The sequence below is a fragment of the Pseudomonas sp. Je.1.5.c genome (genome assembly GCF_051129895.1).
GTDB lineage: Bacteria > Pseudomonadota > Gammaproteobacteria > Pseudomonadales > Pseudomonadaceae > Aquipseudomonas > Aquipseudomonas urmiensis.
In genome coordinates, this window is sequence record NZ_JBCPSP010000012.1 from 1 (window position 1) to 20,075 (window position 20,075).

The window sequence follows — 20,075 nt, forward strand, 5'->3', positions numbered from 1 at the left end:
GGGCAAGCCCGCTCCCACGGGTCCGGCTGTCAGTGGTGTTCGCGAGTCGCGCGGAATTTCACATCCGGCCAGCGCTCTTCCATCAGCGCCAGGTTGACCCGGGTCGGCGCCAGGTAGGTCAGGTGACCACCGCCATCCACCGCCAGGTTTTCCACCGCCTTGTTCTCGAATTCCTCGAACTTCTTCTTGTCATCGCAGCTGATCCAACGCGCCGACCAAACCGTGATCGGCTCGTAGGCGCATTCGACCTTGTACTCTTCCTTCAAACGGCTGGCGACCACATCGAACTGCAGCACACCGACCGCGCCGAGGATGATGTCGTTGCTGCGCAGCGGGAAGAACACCTGGGTGGCGCCCTCTTCGGCCAACTGCTGCAGACCCTGGCGCAGCTGCTTGGACTTGAGCGGATCCTTCAGGCGTACCCGGCGGAACAGCTCCGGGGCGAAGTGCGGAATACCGGTGAAGCCCAGGTTCTCGCCTTCGCTGAAGGTATCGCCGATCTGGATCGTGCCGTGGTTGTGCAGGCCGATGATGTCACCGGCGTAGGCCTCTTCCAACTGCTCACGCTCGGAGGAGAAGAAGGTCAGGGCGTCGCCGATGCGCACGTCCTTGCCGGTGCGCACATGACGCATCTTCATGCCCTTCTCGTACTTGCCCGAGCAGATCCGCATGAAGGCGATGCGGTCGCGGTGTTTCGGGTCCATGTTCGCCTGAATCTTGAACACGAAACCGCTGAACTTCTCTTCCACGGGCTCTACGGTCCGCTCATGGGCGACACGGGCCAACGGACGCGGCGCCCAATCGACCACGGCGTCAAGCACATGGTCGACGCCGAAGTTGCCCAAGGCGGTACCGAAGAACACCGGCGTCAGCTGACCGTTGATGAACTCGTCCTGGTCGAACTCATGGCAGGCGCCCTGCACCAGCTCCAGTTGTTCGAGGAAGCGCTCGTACTCATCGCCCAGATGCGCGCGGGCTTCGTCGGAGTCGAGCTTCTCGATGATCTTGACCTCGGTACGCTCGTGGCCATGGCCTGGGGTGTAGACGATGATGTAGTCGCCTGCCAGGTGATAGACACCCTTGAAGTCGCGGTAGCAACCAATCGGCCAGGTGATCGGCGCGGCCTTGATCTTGAGTACCGCTTCGATCTCGTCGAGCAGCTCGATCGGGTCGCGGATATCGCGGTCGAGTTTGTTGATGAAGCTGACGATCGGCGTATCCCGCAGACGGCAGACGTCCATCAGGGCGATGGTCCGCGGCTCTACGCCTTTACCGCCGTCGAGCACCATCAGCGCCGAGTCGACTGCGGTCAGGGTGCGGTAGGTGTCTTCGGAGAAGTCTTCGTGGCCGGGGGTGTCGAGCAGGTTGATCATGTGCTCGCGATAGGGGAACTGCATCACCGAGGTGGTGATGGAGATGCCGCGCTGCTTCTCCATTTCCATCCAGTCGGAGGTGGCGTGGCGGTCGGACTTACGCGACTTCACGGTACCAGCGACGGCAATGGCCTTGCCCATCAGCAGGAGCTTCTCGGTGATGGTGGTCTTACCGGCGTCGGGGTGGGAAATGATTGCGAAAGTGCGGCGTTTCGCGACTTCGGCGGCCTGGTTGGTCATGGGAAATCGCCTGACTGGGGATTGAAAAAAGGGGCGATATCATACCTGAAGTCGGCCAAGGACCAAAGCCGGGGTGTCTGGCGGTCCGGCAAAAATGATGTGTGGTCTGCTCCAGCCTCTGCGCGCGCCAGCCTGCTCTTACCGGGATTACCACCAAACCTGTGGGAGCGGGCTTGCCCGCGAAGAGGCCGCAACAGGCAGAACCCCAATATCTGCGACACAAAATAATTTAATCGCCCAGGTTTTTCATGACCAATGGCTACAGGGCAGTTATTTCAACGCCTGTAACGCACAAAGCCGCTGCTTTATCCTGCCAATAAGCATGCTACCCAGTGATTAACGCTGGCCAAATGCCGCTGTAGATGGGAACCTTTACGGCTACGGAGACGTCCACTCCCCGGTAACCGCCGCTGGTTGGGGACTGGCTTCATCAGCATTTTCGGGCCCGACGGGGTTCGGCTCATGGCCTGATCGCAGCCTTCGGTTGCTTCACGCTGCTACTCGCGAACACACCACTCGCTGCCAGGTATGGCCGGCCAAAAAAAGAGTGTGCTCGCCGACAACACAAGGAGTCCGCCTGTGGCTACACGCTACGGAAAAGGGCTGTTGGGATGCGCCACCGTGCTCGTCATCCTGGCCCTGCTGATCCACTGGATCGGCCTCGATACGATCGCGCGCTATCGCGACGATCTATGGTTTTACCTGCAAGCGCACCTGGTGCTGGTGCTGGCTTCGATGGCGGCGGCGTTGGCCGTGGGCATCCCCGCTGGCATTGCGTTGAGTCGACCGCACCGGGTCGACAAAGCCGAGCGCTTCATGCAGTTCTTCAACGTTGGCAACACCATTCCCCCCCTGGCCGTTCTGGCCATCGCCCTGAGTATCCTGGGCATCGGCGCAGGTCCTGCGATCTTCGCGCTGTTCCTCGCCTCCCTCCTGCCTATCGTGCGCAACACCTACGAAGGCCTGAAAAACGTCCCCGCCTCGCTCAAGGAAGCCGCTACCGGCATCGGCATGACCCCGCGCCAGCAACTCTGGCAGGTTGAACTGCCCAATGCCGTGCCGATCATCGTCGGCGGTGTGCGCGTGGCCCTGGCGCTGAACGTCGGCACCGCCCCCCTGGCCTTCCTGATCGGCGCCAACAGCCTGGGCAGCCTGATTTTCCCCGGCATCGCCCTGAACAACCAGCCACAACTGCTGCTCGGCGCTGCCTGTACCGCGTTGCTGGCACTGGTGCTGGATGCCGCGGTGAGTTTCTCCAGCAAGCGCTGGCTGGAACGTGGCCTGGCCCAATAACAAGAGGGAACGTATGAACAAGACAATCGCCTTGCTGCTGGGCGCGGCCCTGCTGTTCGCAGGATTTGCCCAGGCGGCGGACAAACCGCTGGTACGCATCGGCGCGCGGGTGTTCACCGAACAGACCGTGCTCGCTGAAATCACCGCCCAATACCTGCGCGCCAACGGCTTCGATGTGCGCGTGACCACTGGCCTTGGCAGCAGCATCGCTCGCCAGGCGCAGGAAACCGGCCAGCTCGACCTGATGTGGGAATACACCGGGGTGTCGCTGGTGTCCTACAACCACATCGACGAGCGCATGCCCAGCGCCGAGGCCACCTATGCCAAGGTCAAGGAGCTGGACGCAAAGAAAGACCTGATCTGGCTGGCCCCGTCGAAATTCAGCAACACCTATGCCCTGGGCTTGCCCAAACAGATCGCCGAGGCCTACCCGCAGATCAACTCGATCAGCGACCTCAACCAGGTGCTGCGTGACGAACACCAGCGTAATCACCTGGTGGCCCTGGACACCGAGTTCGCCAACCGCCCAGACGGCCTGGTCGGCCTCAAAGAGATGTACGACCTGCAAGTTGGCCGCGCCAACATCCGCCAGATGGACGCCGGCCTGGTCTACACCGCCATGCACAACAACCAGGTGTTCGCCGGCCTGGTCTACACCACCGACGGGCGCCTGAGCGCGTTCAACCTCAAGCTGCTCGAAGACGACAAGCACTACTTCCCCGACTACACCGCAGCGCCGGTGGTACGCAAGGCAGTGCTCGACGCCAACCCGCAACTGGTCGCCCTGCTCAAGCCGCTGGCCGAGCAGCTCGACGACGAGACCATGCGTCAGCTCAACGCCAAGGTCGACGTCGACCACCAGAACCCCACCGCCGTCGCCGCCGCATTCCTGCGTGAGCACCCCCTCAAGGAGGTCCAGCCATGAGCTTGCTCGACACGTTCGCCCACCTCGACTGGGCCCAGGTGCTGCAGCTGACCTGGCAGCACATCATGCTGGTCGGCATCGCGGTCAGCCTGGCCATTCTCGTCGGCGTGCCACTGGGCATCCTGATGACCCGCTTCCCGGTCGTTGCCGGCCCGCTGCAAGCCAGCGCCACTGTGCTGCTGACCATCCCCTCGATCGCCCTGTTCGGCCTGCTGCTGCCGTTCTACTCCAAGTTCGGCCAGGGGCTCGGCCCGCTGCCAGCGATCACCGCGGTGTTCCTTTATTCACTGCTGCCGATCCTGCGCAACACCTACCTGGCGCTGACCAACGTCGAGCCGGGCATCCGTGAAGCCGCACGCGGTATTGGCATGACCTTCGGCCAACGCCTGCGCATGGTCGAGCTGCCCATCGCGGTGCCGGTGATTCTCGCTGGCGTGCGTACCGCCGTGGTGATGAACATCGGCGTCATGACCATCGCCGCAACCATCGGTGCTGGCGGCCTGGGCGTGCTCATCCTCACTTCCATCAGCCGCAGCGACATGTCGATGCTGCTGGTCGGCGCCGTGCTGGTCAGCCTGCTGGCGATCATCGCCGACCTGCTCCTGCAAACCCTGCAACGTGCCCTGACTCCAGAAGGACTGCGCTCATGATCGAACTCAAGAACCTCAGCAAGACCTTCAACGTCAACGGCAAGGACGTCAAAGCCGTCGACTCGGTAAGCCTGACCGTCAACGAAGGCGAAATCTGCGTATTCCTCGGCCCCTCGGGCTGCGGCAAGAGCACCACCCTGAAGATGATCAACCGCTTGATTACGCCGACCTCCGGCCAGGTGTTCATCAATGGCGAGGACACCACCGGTCTGGACGAAGTGACCTTGCGCCGGCACATCGGCTACGTGATCCAGCAGATCGGTCTGTTCCCCAACATGACCATCGAGGAGAACATCACCGTGGTGCCGCGCTTGCTCGGCTGGGACAAGCAAAAATGCCACGAGCGCGCCCGCGAGCTGATGAGCATGATCAAGCTCGAGCCCAAGCAGTACCTGCAACGCTATCCGCGGGAACTGTCCGGCGGCCAGCAGCAGCGTATTGGTGTGATTCGCGCACTGGCTGCCGAAGCGCCGGTGCTGCTGATGGACGAACCGTTCGGCGCGGTCGACCCGATCAACCGAGAGATGATCCAGAACGAATTCTTCGAGATGCAACGAGCACTGAACAAGACCGTGATCATGGTCAGCCACGACATCGACGAGGCGATCAAGCTGGGCGACAAGATCGCCATCTTCCGCGCCGGCAAGCTGTTGCAGCTCGATCATCCGGACACCCTGCTGGCCCATCCGGTGGATGATTTCGTCAGCAACTTCGTAGGTCAGGACAGCACCCTCAAGCGCCTGCTGCTGGTGCGGGCAGAAGACGCGGCGGACAACGCGCCCTCGGTCAGCCCCGAGACGCCGGTCAGCGATGCCCTGGAGCTGTTGGACGAGCATGACCGGCGCTATGTGGTGGTCACCGATGCCGGTAACAAAGCGCTGGGCTATGTGCGCCGGCGTGACATGCATCGCCAGCAAGGCACCTGTGGCGACTTCCTGCGCCAGTTCAACGCTACCGCATCGCACGATGAGCACCTGCGTATCCTGTTGTCGCGGATGTACGAGTTCAACCGGGCCTGGCTGCCGGTGCTGGATGCCGAGCAGGTGTTCCTCGGCGAGGTCACCCAGGAGTCGATTGCTGCCTACTTGAGCTCGGGACGCTCGCGCGGGGCCAAGACCAGCATCGTTTCACCTGCAGAAGCGGTGGCTTCTTAAGACCGTTCGCTCAATAACCTAGGAGCAGGCTGACTTATACAAGCCGTGCGTCCGGGCATCATCGGCGATCACCGATGTTACCCGGACCGCGCCATGAAAAAGTCGATCATTGCCTGCTGCATCTTCGCCTGCATGACAGCCGAAGCGGAATTCAACGTACAATCCAAGCAGGCCTCAAGCCTGCAGTGGCAAGCGCAGGACTGCCGGAAACTGACGGGCATGGAGCAAAGGCTGTGTCAGAAAAGCGGGGCCGTTGCATCCGATTGCCAATCGCTGGGCAATGCCCATGATCGCAATCAGTGTCTGCTTGGCACTACTGACGAGCAGGCTCCCCCAAAAAGCAGCTTCGATGGGCAACCAAGGCCGCGATAGTCAGTAGAGAAGCGCCCTGCTCACCGGCCTCTTCGCCGCTGCGACTTGCCCGCGAAAAGTGCGCCGCCTATGTCAGAACCCGACGCTAGCCTGCACATAGAATGTACGCGGCTCGCCCAGATACAACCCCGAGTTGTTGTCGCTGGAGCGGGTGTAGTACTGCTTGTCGAACAGGTTCTTGACCCCGGCTGCCAACTTCAAATTGGACATCTGCGGCCCAAAGTCATAACCACCGCGGGCATGCCAGGTTACGTAGCCAGGAATGTCGCCATACTGTCCATCGGCACTCGGCTCGGTGATGTAGTCGCCGTTGAAGCTACCGTCGTTGTTGATGCCGGTGCCCGGCGCACGCTGCTTGGATTGGGCGAAAGCGTCCAGATTCCAGGTCCAGCGATTGACCTGGTAACGCAGTCCGGCAGTAGCCACCTGGCGCGAGTAGAACGGCAAGTCGCGTCCCTTGAATCCGGGAATCTCGCCTTCATAAGTGGCGCGGGTATAAGTGAAGCCAGCATTGGCCGACAGGCCTTCCAGGCGTGGATCCAGGCCGGCCAGCTCATAGCGCACCGATGCCTCGATCCCCTGGTGCTTGGTCGCGCCGAGGTTGGTCCAGCCAACGTCATTGCTGATGTACTGCAGCTCATCGTCGAAGTCGATGTAGAACGCGGTCAGCTCACCGGCAAAGTTGCCGTTGTCATAGCGAGTACCGATTTCGTAGGTTTTGGCCTTCTCGGGTTCCAGGCCATTGGCGGTGCTGTTGCCAGTGCCACCCTGGCCGAGCTGGAAGTACTGCAGGCTGCCGAACGAGGTCTCGTAGTTGGCGAACACTTTCCACGCATCGGAGAGGTGGTACATCACGCTCAGTGCCGGCAGCGGCTCGTTACTGGTAATGCTGCGATTCTTCTCTGGCACCGGTTTGCCGTTGGCGCCGAGCACCGGGCGATCACGCCAGTCGGTGTTGATGTGCTCGAAGCGGATGCCAGGGGTGATGGTCCAGTTGCCCACATCGATCTTGTCGTCGATGTAGTAGGCGCTGGCCTCGGTGCCACCGCTACGGTCCTGGAATACATGGCCATCGGAGGTAGGCGTAGGCGTCGGCACATTGTCGATCAGTTCCAGGCGGGTCGACTGCTCACGCATGGCTTCTTTCAGGTAGCGATAACCGACGCTGACTTCCTGGGTCGTTGGGCCGGCGAAGAAGATCCGCGACACGCGCGGCTCGATCGCGAAGGTGTGGTAGTTGCGCGGATACGACGACAAGGTTTTCTGGTCACGCGAAGCGATGGCGCTGCCGCGGAAGCTGTCGGTGTAGTAGGTCAGCACTTCGAACTGGGTGGCGTCATCGATCTGCCGCTGCCATTTGAACGAGACATCTTTGCGCCGGCCAGCAAAATAGTCGTAGTCCCGCACCGACTGGTACGGATCACTGTCGAACTGCGCCTGGGTCAAACCACCGGGCATGTCGGCGCGGCCGTCGTAGTAGTGAAAGTTGAGCCAGAACTCGTCGCTGTCGGTCGGCGCCCAATGGGTCTTGAGGATGACGTCGTCGATGTCGTTGCCATTGTTGCTGCTGCGATAGCCATTGCCGTTGACCCCGGTGTACAGCAAGGCCACCCCCATGCCATTGTCGGCGGTGCCGCCAACGAACGCCGATTCGGTGTGTTTCCAGCCGCCATGGCGGGAGGTTTCCAGGGTGGTGGACAACTCGGCACTGGCCTTCTGCGGGATTGCCCGGGTAACGAAGTTGATCACCCCGCCGACGTTCTGCGGGCCGTAGCGCACCGAGCCTGCACCGCGCACGACGTCGATGCTGTCGAGGTTGCCCGAGGAAATCGGCGCCATCGACAGCTGCGGCTGACCATAGGGGGCAAAGGCTGCGGGGATGCCGTCGATCAACACGGTCGAGCGCGGCGAAAGGCGCGAGGTCAGGCCGCGCACGCCGACGTTCAGCGACAAGTCGCTGCCGCCCGTGCCGTTGGAATCCTGCACCTGCACACCGGGGATGCCGCGCAGTACATCGCGCACGTTCATCGCGCCCTCTTCGACCATCGCTTCACGGCGCACCACGGTGCGCGCGCCGGGGTGATTCTGCACCACGCTTTGCTGGGCATCGCCCAGCCAGTCGCCGACCACCTTCACATCAGTAGGCGCCAGCTCCAGGCTGCCGGTGGTGAGGGTGCCCGCGCCCTGCGCCGGTTTGACCACCACGGTGTCCTGGGAAATTTCGTAGGTCAGGCCACTGCCCTGCAGCAATTGTTGCAGGGCCTGCTCGGGCGCCAGGCTGCCGGACACGGCCGGGGCCTGCTTGCCGGCTACCAGCTCCGGGCTGAAGAACAACTGCAGGTTGGTCTGCTGGCCGAGCTGGGCCAGGGCCGAAGACAGCGGCTGGGCTTGGATCTGGATGGCAGCAGGCGCCTGCTCGGCATAGGTGTGGGCAGAGGCGGCACTGACCGCCAGGGCCAAGGCCAGGGAGCGAAGCTTGGGCTTATTGTTTTTCACGTCGTCGAATGATCCTGAATGTCGGGACAAACGCCAACTGCACGCAAATGTAAATGCTTGGCAGTTGCAGCTGGCGGGGAAGACGAACGGGCGAAAAAAAACCTGAATCTATTTTGCGATTATTTCACTGGAGCCATCGTCATGGGTCTTGATGGCCACCGGCAGAATACTCGGCAAGGCCCGCAGCAGAGCGTCGGGATCGTCAATGCTGAAGGTACTGGAGAGACGCAGATTGGCCACTTTGCCAGGGGTTACCCGCAACGGCTGGGCGCGATAACGGGACACCTCGCTGACCACCTGCGCCAAGGTGGCGTTGTCGAACACCAGCTTGCCTTGGCGCCAAGCAGTCAGTGCGCCAGCGTCGATCGGATATGGCGCGGCGACCGAACCCTGGGCATCGATGTGCGAACCTTGGCCGGCCGAGAGCAGGGCCAGTGACTGGCCTGTACCCTGCACGCGCACCGAGCCCTGCTCCACCGCGACCCTTGTGCGCTGTGGATCCAGGCGTACGTCGAAGCGGGTGCCGGTGACGGTGACGCTGCCTTGGCTGGTCTGCACCACAAACGGCCGGGCAGTGTCATGAGCTACGGTGAACATAGCCTCACCAGCGTCCAGTACCACGTGGCGCTCAGCTGGGCTGAACTCGACCTTCAAGTGCGTGCTGCCATTGAGCTCCAAGCGCGAACCATCCGGCAGCTCGAGCTGGCGCCGCTCACCCAATGCGGTCTGGTAATGCTCGTGGGTATTGAGCCGTTGGTAGTGCCAGCCGCTCCAGCCCAGCCCCAGCGCCACCACCGCCACGCTGGCAGCCAACGCCAGGCGCAACAAGCGCCGCCGCGGCAGCTGGCGAACCGGGTCGGGCTGGCACAGGGCCTCCAGGCGTTGACCGGGAATCAGGTCAGCGGCCAGCCACAACTGACCAAGCAACTCGTACTCGGCACGGTGACGCGGGTCAGCCTCGAGCCACTGGCGCAGTTGCGCCTGCAGGCCGGCGTCGTGCTGCGCATCCTGCACGCGGGCGAACCATTGCGCCGCCTGCTCGGCTACCGGATCAGCGCCGTGCTGTTTCATCGAAAGGGCCTCCTGACTCATCTGGTCGACACATCCAGGTGCTCACGCAGATGTCGGAGCGTGCGGATCATATACTTTTCGACCATGTTCTTGGTCAAACCCATGCGCTCGGCAATCTCCGCCTGACTCAGACCCTCGATTTTCTGCCAGATGAATACTCGCCGGCAATTGAGCGGCAGTTCAGCCAACGCGCGCTCGACGCTAGCGGCCAGCTCCAGGGCATGCACGTAGGCCTCAGGGTCGCCGTTGGCAGCGGCGCCGTCGTCGAACACGTCATGCGCCATGGCCTGGCGGCGATCCTCGCGGCGAAAGCCGTCCACGGCAATGTTGCGCGCGGTCTGGTGCAAATAGGCACGCGGCTGCTCGACCTGCTCGCGCGGGTTTTCCAGAACCCGGACAAAGGCATCATGGGTGAGATCTTCGGCCTGCTGGCGATTGCGCAGCTTGCGCGTCCAGGTGCCGATCAGCTCATGGTAATGGTCGAGAAAGCCTTTATGTCCGGACACGATCAAGCTCGTCAGGGAGGCAAGATGAGGTCGCGAATAGTAATGTTTCTCATCAAAGCCGGCAATCGACGTTTAGCCAAGCCGACCAAACGTCTGTCAAAGGCCTCGGTAACAAAAAATTTATGGCGAATTTCATCGCTAAAGCCGCGCGCTTTATGTGGCCATAAATATGAACACTTGGCCCTTGCCTACACAAGATCAAGCGGTGATCGCCGAGAGACCGCCTGACTCTTTTCGTGGCTAAGCCCACTCTTGCATTCCCCTGCTATAGGCACATTGGCAGATCGCCGCGAGCCAGGTGGGAAGGGGCTTGCCTGTGAACAAGCCAACGCGCTATTCCACAATATTTAACGCTGCAAAGCCCTCAGGGAACATCTGCCGGTCATACGAGTCGGTTATTCAAGTGACTGCTCGTCGATCCACGACGAACACGTCGGGATTGCCTGTTGATCTTGCCTGGTTCACGCCCTAAAGTGCGCGCCGAACGTCCATGCTGGAAACGATCCATCCGGCTCAAGTACTGACGACGAGACAGCAAGGTCATCCGCAGCTCCCTACCTGGGCACGGTTGACCTTTTTGCTTTCGGCGACATGCCTTGGGAAGTAGGCGAACCAAAGTGGGGATACGGAGGGCGTTCAGTTTGCAGCCACTTTCTTTTTCAGTTTGCCCATGGAGTCCCTGAGCATGTCGATCCAAGTCGAAGACTATTTCGCACGCGACACCTTCCAGAAGATGAAGGCGTTCGCCGACAAGCAAGAAACCCCGTTCGTACTCATCGACACCCAGATGATCAGCCAGGCCTATGACGACCTGCGCGCCGGTTTCGAGTTCGCCAAGGTCTACTACGCGGTCAAGGCCAACCCAGCCGTGGAGATCATCGACCTGCTCAAAGACAAAGGCTCGAACTTCGACATCGCCTCGATCTACGAGCTGGACAAGGTCATGGGCCAGGGTGTCAGCGCCGATCGCATCAGCTACGGCAACACCATCAAGAAATCCAAGGACATCCGCTACTTCTTCGAGAAGGGCGTGCGCCTGTTCGCCACCGATTCGGAAGCCGACCTGCGCAACATCGCCAAGGCCGCCCCGGGTTCGAAGGTTTACGTGCGTATCCTCACCGAGGGTTCGACCACTGCCGACTGGCCGCTGTCGCGCAAATTCGGCTGCCAGACCGACATGGCCATGGACCTGCTGATCCTCGCCCGCGACCTGGGCCTGGTGCCATACGGCATCTCCTTCCACGTCGGCTCCCAGCAGCGCGATATCAGCGTGTGGGACGCCGCTATCGCCAAGGTCAAAGTGATCTTCGAGCGCTTGAAGGAAGAAGACGGCATCGTCCTCAAGCTGATCAACATGGGTGGCGGCTTCCCGGCCAACTACATCACCCGTACCAACAGCCTGGAAACCTACGCAGAAGAGATCATCCGCTTCCTCAAGGAAGACTTCGGTGACGACCTGCCGGAAATCATCCTCGAGCCGGGCCGTTCGCTGATCGCCAACGCCGGCATCCTGGTCAGCGAAGTGGTACTGGTCGCGCGAAAATCGCGCACCGCCGTCGAGCGCTGGGTATACACCGATGTGGGCAAATTCTCTGGCCTGATCGAAACCATGGACGAGTCGATCAAGTTCCCGATCTGGACCGAGAAGAAGGGCGAGATGGAAGAAGTGGTCATCGCCGGCCCAACCTGCGACAGCGCCGACATCATGTACGAGCACTACAAGTATGGCCTGCCGCTGAACCTGGCGATCGGTGACCGTATGTACTGGCTGTCGACCGGTGCCTATACCACCAGCTACAGCGCTGTGGAGTTCAATGGCTTCCCGCCGCTGAAGGCTTACTACCTCTGACACAAAGCTGGGCGCGGGTGAAGACCCGCGCCCAGGCAGTGTTACCGGACCGTGCGCCCCTCAAACCGAGGCCGAAGGAAACTGCAAGGCCACTCGCTGCGACCTTAGCGATACTTTACGTCTTTGACAGCCTTGAACATAAAGTGCGAGGCGTTTTCACTCGCCGTTAACTGCAAGTATGTAAAGGGCGAGTAATGAACAAGCCTCACAAACTTAGCCTGGGCTACATTCCACAGCTTGAATACTGCACGGATTTCGCCTGCATGCTCCCTCTCCTCGCCGGTATAGATCAAATCCCATTGGGCACTTTTACCAAAGTCCTCAGGCTTCTCCCAGAAGTCTGAAGCGAGGTAGGGATAGTCACGTTCGTCATAAAGAAGTATGTCGTCTTTAAATCCAGCGAAATCAGTTGCGCAGGTAATATAAGTCCGCATCTTCTCCCGGTACGGGCTGATCACCTGAAAACTAAAATCCAGGGTTTTCACTTGAAACGAACGCGTTCCGCCCTCCGTTACCAGTCGGCCATTATATCCCGGCAGCCAATGATCATTCCTGGTGATAACCTTGACGGGGCGAACCTCTTCACCCACATGGTACAGCACTGCGACAAATGAGCGAACAAGATTGTTATCCGACATGACAATGCTCCTGACCCTGAACTGGTAATCGCACTTCTCAGGAACCAATTCAGGCAATGATCGTGGGGGCGAGAAGTGAGCTCAAGCATGAAACGAAGCGATAAAGCATTTAATGCTGAACAATTTCCCTACTGCACTGCGTGCTGAATAAGACGCACCTAGACAGTTACCAAACCTGCTATTTTCAACTTACTGCAAAACAAAAAAAGCACACACCGAACAGCTCGGTGTGTGCTTATGGCGCAGCAAGCGATCTCGTTACATCGCCGACACATCAGTCACAACCTACAGAGGCGCATCGACGCCCATCCGGATGATTTCCACTTCAAATACTGCAGCCGGCACCACGCCAACACAGAGATAGCTGGCCATACGTCCGGTGGTCCAGGTAGCCCTGTCCCAGTAAATACCAATCGCTTTGTCATCCAGCGTAGTAATACGAACTTGCGATCCACCTACTTGTTGCAGCCGCCACAGTGGCCCCACAGTGGCCTTGTGCTCGTAGAGACCAAGGTATCCATTGGTACTGACATCTACCCGGCGGTTGAACAGCGGATGGGCGTTGTTACCGGTCCACAGACGGATCTCATACGCATCCTCGCCGCCAGCCTGCTGCACTGCGCCGAACCACAGGGTCAGCGGCTCTCGATCCTGGCGCGATGTGGTCAGCCACTCGCTGGCGTGCCAGAAGGTATTACCGTTGTAGCCTGGGCTGTATTCCCAGCGCCCGACTGGCCCCGTGTACTGGGTGTTCACTACATTCAGACGAGCGATGAAGGATTTCTCGGCGATATAGGACTTGGCCATGGTGCAACTCCGTTGGATGAGTCACCACAGCATGGCTATTGCCCCTGGCCCATTTAAGACTGTAGGTTTTCCCCGGCAGACTCTCGGCGCCGGATCTCATCGGCATAGGCCAGGGCATCGCTGGCGAGCAACGCACCAGCCCCCTGCAAACTCTGCAAGGCTGTGCGCAGAAACTTCATATTGCCCTGCGCGCGTGCTCGTTCAAGCCATGGCGCCGCCGCCAGTACATCGCCGCGTTCGACCAGCACCATCGCCAGGCTGAACATGCCACGAAAATCCCCCGCCTCGGCGGAGCGCCGATACCAACGCAAGGCGCGCGCGGGGCTGGCGGGTGTGGCAATGCCCTCTTCCAGATACCGGCCTAGCAAGTTCATCGACTTGGCGTGGCCCAAGTGCGCGGCCTTTTCGTAGCACGCCAGCGCCAACGGCTGATCCTCCTCGACACCGCGTCCGGTCGCGAGCAGATTACCCAAGTTGTACATCCCCCAATCCAGGCCCGCATAGGCCGCAGCCTGATATGCCAACGCCGCACGCGGCAAATCCACCTCGCCGCCCCAACCATGCTCCAGGCAGCGCCCGAGCATGTTGTGCGCCATGGCGCTGCCAGCTTGCGCCGCAATCGCGAACCACTGCCGGGCAAGCGGGACATCACGTTCGATGCCGCGCCCATCGAGCAGAATCTGACCGAGCAGCAATTGCGCTTCAACCACGCCCTGCCCCGCCGCGGCCAAAATCGCCTGGGCAGCTTGGCTAGGGCTGTGCTCGAGCATTGCTTGCAGGCCCGCCACATCCACCACGTTTTCACGCCGCACCTGGTAGGTCATGCTCAAACCTGCGCCCAGCGTCGCAGCAGGTTGTGATAGGTGCCGGTCAGTTGCAGAAGCGAGGGATGCTCAGGCACGTCGGCGGTCAGCTGGCGAATGGCGTTGTCCATCTCGAACAACAACGCCCGCTGACTGTCTTCGCGCACCAGGCTTTGGGTCCAGAAAAACGCCGCCAGGCGCTCACCACGGGTGACCGGGTTGACCTTGTGCAGACTGGTGCCGGGGTACAGCACCAGATCACCGGCTGCCAGTTTGATCTGCTGCACACCGTAGGTGTCGTGGATCACCAGCTCACCACCGTCGTAGCTGTCGGGGTCGCTGAGGAACAAGGTCGAGGACAGGTCGGTGCGGATTCGCTCGGCACTGCCTTGCGGCTGACGCAGGGCGTTATCGATGTGCAAGCCGAAGTTACCACCCTCGCGGTAACAGTTGATCAGCGGGGGAAACACCTTGTGCGGCAATGCCGCCGACATGAATTGCGGATTGCGCCACAGACGTTCGATCAAGGCCGCGCCGATTTCCTTGCTCAGGGGGTGCGCCTCCGGCAGCTGCAGATTGTGCTTGGCCTTGGCCGACTGGTAGCCCGCGGTGATCTTGCCGTCCGCCCAATCGGCCTGCGCCAGCGCTTCACGAATACGGGACAGCTCATCAGCTTCGAAAAGGCCAGGGATGTGAAGCAACATGGTGGCGGCACCGTAGGCTGGAGGGGCAGCAATGATATTGATTCCCTTTTACTCGCCACAAGCCCCGTTTGCCGGACATGACGTACGAGACCGGAAAATCCGTAAGGATAAATTGTAAAGATTGTAAATTTGTAGCGAATGGAAACGCTTCTCAATTGTTACTTACATTTGCTTACATTACCATCCGCGGCCTTCATACCTTGGGGAAGGCCAATCACAATGCGTCCTGTGCCATCTGCTGTGAGCTCACCACGTCTGCTGACTTGCGCCATCGGCGTTGCCATCAGCGCCACCTCTGCCTATGCCGCCGACCCTGCCGGCAGCCATGCCGTCACCCTGGATGCGACCAGCGTCAACGGCAAGGTCGAGCAAGCCAATACCGACTACAAGGCAGACAAAGTCTCCTCGCAGAAGTACACCGCACCGTTGGTGGACATCCCCCGCTCGGTCACCGTGGTCCCGCAACAGGTCATCAAGGACACCAATGCGCTGAACCTGCAAGACGCTCTGCGCACCGTGCCGGGGATCACCATGGGCGCTGGCGAAGGCGGCAACCCTTCGGGTGACCGGCCGTTCATTCGCGGCTTCGACAGCCAGAGCTCGATGTACCTCGATGGCGTGCGCGACACCGGCTCGCAGACCCGCGAGATCTTCGCCGTAGAATCGGTAGAAGTCGCCAAAGGCCCGAACTCGGCGATTGGCGGACGCGGCGCGGCTGGCGGCACCATCAACCTGGTGAGCAAGCGCGCCCACCTGGGCAACTCGACCGAAGGCGCCTTCACCTGGGGTTCGGACCAGACCAAACGCTACACCTTCGATGGCAACTATCAGTTCCTCGACAGCGCCGCGTTTCGCCTGAACCTGATGAGTCACGAAAGCAATGTGGCCGGTCGCGACGAGGTCAACTACGACCGTTGGGGGGTAGCACCGTCGCTGATATTCGGGCTGGGCACCGACACCCGCCTGAACCTGGATTACTACCACGTCGAAAGCGACGATTTGCCCGACTCGGGCGTGCCTTACAGCCTGCGCTCCGGCAGCTCGGCCAATCGCACCTCGGCCAACCCCGACAAGCCGACCCATGGCGGCGGTCACAGCAGCAATTACTATGGCCTAGTCGACCGCGACTTCTACAAGACCCGCGCCGACATCGCCACCATTGCCATCGAGCACGACCTGAGCGACGCGCTGACCCTCAAGAACACCCTGCGCCATGGCAACACCCTGCAGGACTACATCTACAGCCAGCCGGATGACAGCAAGGGCAACATCCTCAACGGTGAAGTCTGGCGTCGCCCGAACAACCGCGTGGCCAATACCCGCACCACCACCAACCAGACCGATCTGTTTGGTGAGGTCTACATCGGTGGCTTCAAGAACACCTTCTCCACCGGTATCGAGTTCAGCCGCGAGGCTTCGGTCAAAACCGGTTATGACGTCACCGGCTTCGCGTCGGGCAAGTGCTCCACTGCCACCGGGCAGATTTCCGGTGTCTGCACCTCGTTCCCCAATCCCAATCCCGATGAGCCTTGGGATGGCAGCGTCACGCGCAACGACCTGGGCGCCGACACCACCGGCAACACCCGTGCGCTGTACCTGACCGATACCCTGGAGCTGACGCCAGAGTGGTTGCTGACCATGGGCCTGCGTTACGACCACTTCGACACCAAGGTCAAGAGCCGTGCGCTGACCAAGGGCAAGCTGACCTACTTCAAGACCGAAGACACCAGCGAGTTCGTCACGGGCCAACTGGGCCTGACCTGGAAGCCTGCCGAGAACGGCAGCGTCTATGTGTCCTACGCCACCTCCGCCACCCCGGCGGGCGCCTCGCTCGGCGAAGGCTCGGACGGCAACCCGCTGCTGACCGCCACCACCAGCAGCGAGCTGAAGGCCGAAGAGACCACCAACTACGAAATCGGCACCAAGTGGGACTTGCTGCAAGAGCGACTGTCGCTGACCGCGGCGATCTTCCGCACCGAAAAAGACAACGCGCGGGTGCTGGTTGATGCCGATACCTACCAGAACGTCGGTAAGACCCGCGTAGACGGTTTGGAGCTGAGCGCCACCGGTAAACTCACCAACGACTGGCAAGTGTTTGCTGGCTACACCTACTTGGACGCCAAGCTGGTCGATGGCGGCGCGCAAAAGGTCGGCACGGCGATTATCGACGGCTACAACGACGGTAATCAGTTGCCCAACACGCCGAACAACAGCCTGACCCTGTGGACTACCTACAATGTCACGCCCAAGCTGACCATCGGCGGTGGCGCCTTCTATGTCGATGACGTGTTCGGCAACACCACCAACAGCGTGATGGTCGATTCCTACTGGCGCTATGACGCTATGGCCAGCTACAAGCTGACCAAGAACGTCGACTTGCAACTGAACGTGCAGAACCTCACCAACGAGGTCTACTACGACAAAGCCTACGGTGCGCACTATGCCAACCAGGCTGCCGGTCGCACGGCGTTGCTGACCACCAGCGTGCACTTCTGATAATGAAGTAAGCGCAAGCCCCGTTCATTGCAGTGAGCGGGGCTTTTGCGTAGCAAGGCATAATGCACGCGGTGCGGACTTGAGCGGCAAGACAAGGTGATCGATGTGGTGAAGAAGTCGCTGTTCCAATTGCACTGGTTCTTTGGCATCACCGCTGGCCTGGTGCTGGCACTGATGGGCACCACCGGTGCCATCTGGTCGTTCCAGGAAGAACTGCTGCGCCTATTCAACGCCGAGGTGCTCAAGGTTCAGGTACGCCAAGAAGGCGTATTGCCGCCCGCCGAGCTGGTGCGCCGGGTCGAGGCCGCGCAGGGCGACAAGGTGTCGATGCTGTGGGTCGATACTCGCGAAGGCAACGCCGCGCGGGTCTTCTTTACCCCGCCGCCCGGCCAACGCCGCGGTGAACTGCGCTATGCCGATCCTTACACCGGCGAGCTCAAAGGTGAAGTCGCCGGACAAGACTTCTTCAACCTGATGCTCAACCTGCATAGGTTCCTGACCATTGGCGACACCGGTCGGCAGATTACCGGTGCCTGCACCCTGCTGCTGATTTTCTTCTGCCTTTCCGGCCTGTACCTGCGCTGGCCGCGCAAGGCACTGAACTGGCGGACCTGGCTGACCCTCGATTGGGCCAAGAAAGGCCGCGCCTTCAACTGGGACCTGCACGCGGTCGCCGGCACCTGGTGCCTGCTGTTCTACCTGCTGTTCGCCCTGACTGGCTTGTTCTGGTCCTACGAGTGGTATCGCGACGGCCTGAACAGACTGCTGGCCGATGCCCCCGCTGCCGGCGAACAACACAAACGCGGCGAAGGCCGTGGCCGCCATGGCCCGCAGAAAGTCGACAATAACGCACCTCCCCTGGTGGTCGACTACGATGCCATCTGGAGCAACCTCAAGGATGCCGCCGGCCCAGGCCTGACCACCTACAACCTGCGCCTGCCGCCGGCCGGGGGCCAGCCGGCGACGCTGTTCTACCTGCTCGAAAACGCCGCGCATGAGCGCGCCTTGAACACCATTACCCTTGACCCCGCCACTGGCCAGATCACGCGCCTGGAGCGCTACGCCGACAAGTCGTTCAAGGCACAGTTGCTGCAAAGCGTGTATGCCTTGCATGTGGGCAGCTACTTCGGCTTGCCGGGGCGCATCATCGTCACCCTCGCCAGCCTGAGCATGCCGCTGTTCTTCGTCACCGGCTGGCTGCTGTACCTGGACCGCCGCCGCAAGAAGCGCCAGGTCCGTGCTGCCCGTGGCACTGTCGACAACGCTTCGAACGCGGCTGACAGCTGGTTGATCAGCTTTGCCAGCCAGAGCGGCTTTGCCGAGCAATTGGCCTGGCAGAGCGCAGGCCAATTGCAGGCCGCCGGCTTGTCCGTGCAAGTACGTGCCCTGGGTGAATTGGGCGAACAAGACCTGCGCCAGGCGCACCGGGCCTTGTTCGTGGTCAGCACCTTCGGCGACGGCGAAGCGCCCGACAGCGCCCGCGCCTTCGAACGCAAAGTGCTCGGCCAAGCCTGGCCACTGGAGCACCTCGACTACGCCCTGCTCGCCCTCGGCGATCGCCAGTACCCGCACTTCTGCGGCTTCGCCCGGCGATTGCAAGCCTGGCTCGGCGAGCGCGGCGCCAGCAGCGCTTTCAGCGCAATCGAAGTCGACAACGCCGATCAGGCCGCCTTGCAGCAATGGCAACAAGCGCTGGGGCAATTGACCGGTGCGCAGCCGGTCAGCGCCTGGCAGCCGCCGAGCTTCGCTAACTGGACGCTGACCCGTCGCGAGCTACTCAACCCGGGCAGCCAAGGCCAACCGGTCTATCTGATCGGCCTGCAACCTGAGGCCCCGGCCAGCTGGCAAGCCGGTGACCTGGTAGACATCCTCCCGCGCAACGGCCAGGCACGGGTCGAGGCCTTCCTCAGCGGCCTGGGGCTGGACAGCGAAACGCGGGTGCAGCGCGATGGCCTGAGCGAGCCCCTCGCTCAGGCGCTTGCCAGCCGGCAACTGCCGGTCAGCCGCGAACACCTGGTGGGCCTGCATGCGCAGGCGCTGGTCGATGCCCTGGTGCCCATCGGCAGCCGTGAATACTCGATTGCCTCGATTGCCAGCGACGGCGTGCTGGAGCTGATCGTGCGCCAGGAGCGCCATGCCGATGGCAATCTTGGGCTGGGTTCGGGTTGGCTGACCGAGTACCTGCCGGTGCAAGGCAGCGTCAGTCTGCGGCTGCGCCGTAACAGTGGCTTCCACCTTCCTGAAGGACCGGCGCCGCTGATCCTGATTGGTAACGGCACCGGCTTGGCGGGCCTGCGCAGCTTGCTCAAGGCGCGGATCAGCGAGGGCGAGCAGCGTAACTGGTTGCTGTTTGGTGAGCGCAATCGAGCTTACGATCTGCTCTGTGGTGATGAGCTACAAGGCTGGCTGGACAGCGGCGATCTGCAACGGCTGGACCTGGCGTTTTCGCGGGATCAGGCAGAAAAAGTCTATGTCCAGGATGTGTTGCTGCAGCAGGCCCAAGCGCTGCGCCAGTGGTTGGCTGACGGCGCTTGCGTGTATGTCTGCGGCAGTTTGCAGGGGATGGCCGCGGGGGTGGATGCGGCGCTCAAGGGCATTCTGGGCGATGATGCGGTGCAGCGGCTGGTGGAGGATGGGCAGTATCGGCGGGATGTGTATTGATCAAGGTATGAGGCAGCGCCCTGTGGCCCTATCGCGG

General features: G+C 61.2%; 16 protein-coding genes. 8 read left to right on the forward strand and 8 right to left on the reverse strand.

Features of this window, described 5'->3' with window-relative positions:
- Positions 1 to 29 precede the first annotated feature (29 nt).
- Positions 30 to 1,613, reverse strand: coding sequence for a peptide chain release factor 3 (locus tag AAZU54_RS11550; RefSeq protein ID WP_186554060.1), 1,584 nt, complete (start codon positions 1,611 to 1,613; stop codon positions 30 to 32).
- Between the two features lie 579 nt (positions 1,614 to 2,192).
- Between AAZU54_RS11550 and AAZU54_RS11555 the strand changes: the two genes are divergently transcribed.
- From AAZU54_RS11555 to AAZU54_RS11575, 5 genes are all read left to right on the forward strand, one after another.
- A complete protein-coding gene (locus tag AAZU54_RS11555) occupies positions 2,193 to 2,906 on the forward strand; it encodes an ABC transporter permease (RefSeq protein ID WP_186554061.1) in 714 nt (237 codons plus the stop codon).
- Positions 2,907 to 2,919: 13 nt separating this feature from the next.
- On the forward strand, positions 2,920 to 3,831 hold the full coding sequence (locus AAZU54_RS11560; protein ID WP_186554062.1) for a glycine betaine ABC transporter substrate-binding protein: 912 nt from the start codon (positions 2,920 to 2,922) through the stop codon (positions 3,829 to 3,831).
- Entirely contained in the window at positions 3,828 to 4,481 is a 654-nt protein-coding gene (locus AAZU54_RS11565) for an ABC transporter permease (protein WP_186554063.1), read from the forward strand. The genes AAZU54_RS11560 and AAZU54_RS11565 overlap by 4 nt, the downstream gene beginning before the upstream one ends.
- Positions 4,478 to 5,635 carry an osmoprotectant ABC transporter ATP-binding protein OsmV gene (locus tag AAZU54_RS11570; protein ID WP_186554064.1) on the forward strand — a complete coding sequence of 386 codons (1,158 nt, stop codon included), beginning with the start codon at positions 4,478 to 4,480 and terminating at the stop codon, positions 5,633 to 5,635. The genes AAZU54_RS11565 and AAZU54_RS11570 overlap by 4 nt, the downstream gene beginning before the upstream one ends.
- Before the next feature lie 93 nt (positions 5,636 to 5,728).
- The gene (locus tag AAZU54_RS11575) at positions 5,729 to 6,007 is read left to right on the forward strand and encodes a hypothetical protein (protein ID WP_434727178.1); all 279 of its coding nucleotides are present in this window, start codon (positions 5,729 to 5,731) and stop codon (positions 6,005 to 6,007) included.
- Between the two features lie 72 nt (positions 6,008 to 6,079).
- Here the strand turns inward: AAZU54_RS11575 and AAZU54_RS11580 are convergent, their stop codons facing one another.
- The 3 genes from AAZU54_RS11580 to AAZU54_RS11590 all read right to left on the reverse strand — a co-directional run bounded on the left by AAZU54_RS11580 (position 6,080) and on the right by AAZU54_RS11590 (position 10,080).
- Positions 6,080 to 8,503 (reverse strand): TonB-dependent siderophore receptor, encoded by a 2,424-nt coding sequence (locus tag AAZU54_RS11580; RefSeq protein ID WP_434727179.1) that lies wholly within the window; start codon positions 8,501 to 8,503, stop codon positions 6,080 to 6,082.
- Positions 8,504 to 8,611: 108 nt separating this feature from the next.
- Positions 8,612 to 9,574, reverse strand: coding sequence for a FecR family protein (locus tag AAZU54_RS11585; protein ID WP_405129843.1), 963 nt, complete (start codon positions 9,572 to 9,574; stop codon positions 8,612 to 8,614).
- Between the two features lie 17 nt (positions 9,575 to 9,591).
- Positions 9,592 to 10,080: a sigma-70 family RNA polymerase sigma factor gene (locus AAZU54_RS11590; RefSeq protein ID WP_186554068.1), complete on the reverse strand. Its 489-nt coding sequence runs from the start codon at positions 10,078 to 10,080 to the stop codon at positions 9,592 to 9,594.
- A gap of 685 nt (positions 10,081 to 10,765) precedes the next feature.
- Between AAZU54_RS11590 and AAZU54_RS11595 the strand changes: the two genes are divergently transcribed.
- Positions 10,766 to 11,929 (forward strand): type III PLP-dependent enzyme, encoded by a 1,164-nt coding sequence (locus AAZU54_RS11595; RefSeq protein ID WP_186554069.1) that lies wholly within the window; start codon positions 10,766 to 10,768, stop codon positions 11,927 to 11,929.
- Positions 11,930 to 12,033: 104 nt separating this feature from the next.
- Here AAZU54_RS11595 and AAZU54_RS11600 read toward each other — a convergent pair whose 3' ends face one another.
- The 4 genes from AAZU54_RS11600 to AAZU54_RS11615 form a co-directional block, all read right to left on the reverse strand.
- Positions 12,034 to 12,567, reverse strand: coding sequence for a hypothetical protein (locus AAZU54_RS11600; RefSeq protein ID WP_312151730.1), 534 nt, complete (start codon positions 12,565 to 12,567; stop codon positions 12,034 to 12,036).
- 285 nt (positions 12,568 to 12,852) lie between these two features.
- Positions 12,853 to 13,374: a hypothetical protein gene (locus AAZU54_RS11605; RefSeq protein ID WP_312151728.1), complete on the reverse strand. Its 522-nt coding sequence runs from the start codon at positions 13,372 to 13,374 to the stop codon at positions 12,853 to 12,855.
- A 53-nt stretch (positions 13,375 to 13,427) separates the two neighbouring features.
- On the reverse strand, positions 13,428 to 14,198 hold the full coding sequence (locus AAZU54_RS11610) for a tetratricopeptide repeat protein (RefSeq protein WP_434727180.1): 771 nt from the start codon (positions 14,196 to 14,198) through the stop codon (positions 13,428 to 13,430).
- 2 nt (positions 14,199 to 14,200) lie between these two features.
- The gene (locus AAZU54_RS11615; RefSeq protein WP_312151726.1) at positions 14,201 to 14,881 is read right to left on the reverse strand and encodes a Fe2+-dependent dioxygenase; all 681 of its coding nucleotides are present in this window, start codon (positions 14,879 to 14,881) and stop codon (positions 14,201 to 14,203) included.
- A 219-nt stretch (positions 14,882 to 15,100) separates the two neighbouring features.
- On the opposite strand from AAZU54_RS11615, the gene AAZU54_RS11620 reads away from it, so the two are divergent.
- Both AAZU54_RS11620 and AAZU54_RS11625 read left to right on the forward strand, forming a co-directional pair.
- On the forward strand, positions 15,101 to 17,377 hold the full coding sequence (locus AAZU54_RS11620) for a TonB-dependent receptor (protein ID WP_434727181.1): 2,277 nt from the start codon (positions 15,101 to 15,103) through the stop codon (positions 17,375 to 17,377).
- Positions 17,378 to 17,482: 105 nt separating this feature from the next.
- Complete coding sequence (locus tag AAZU54_RS11625) at positions 17,483 to 20,038, forward strand: PepSY domain-containing protein (RefSeq protein ID WP_434727205.1); 2,556 nt, start codon at positions 17,483 to 17,485, stop codon at positions 20,036 to 20,038.
- The last annotated feature ends 37 nt before the right edge of the window (positions 20,039 to 20,075 follow it).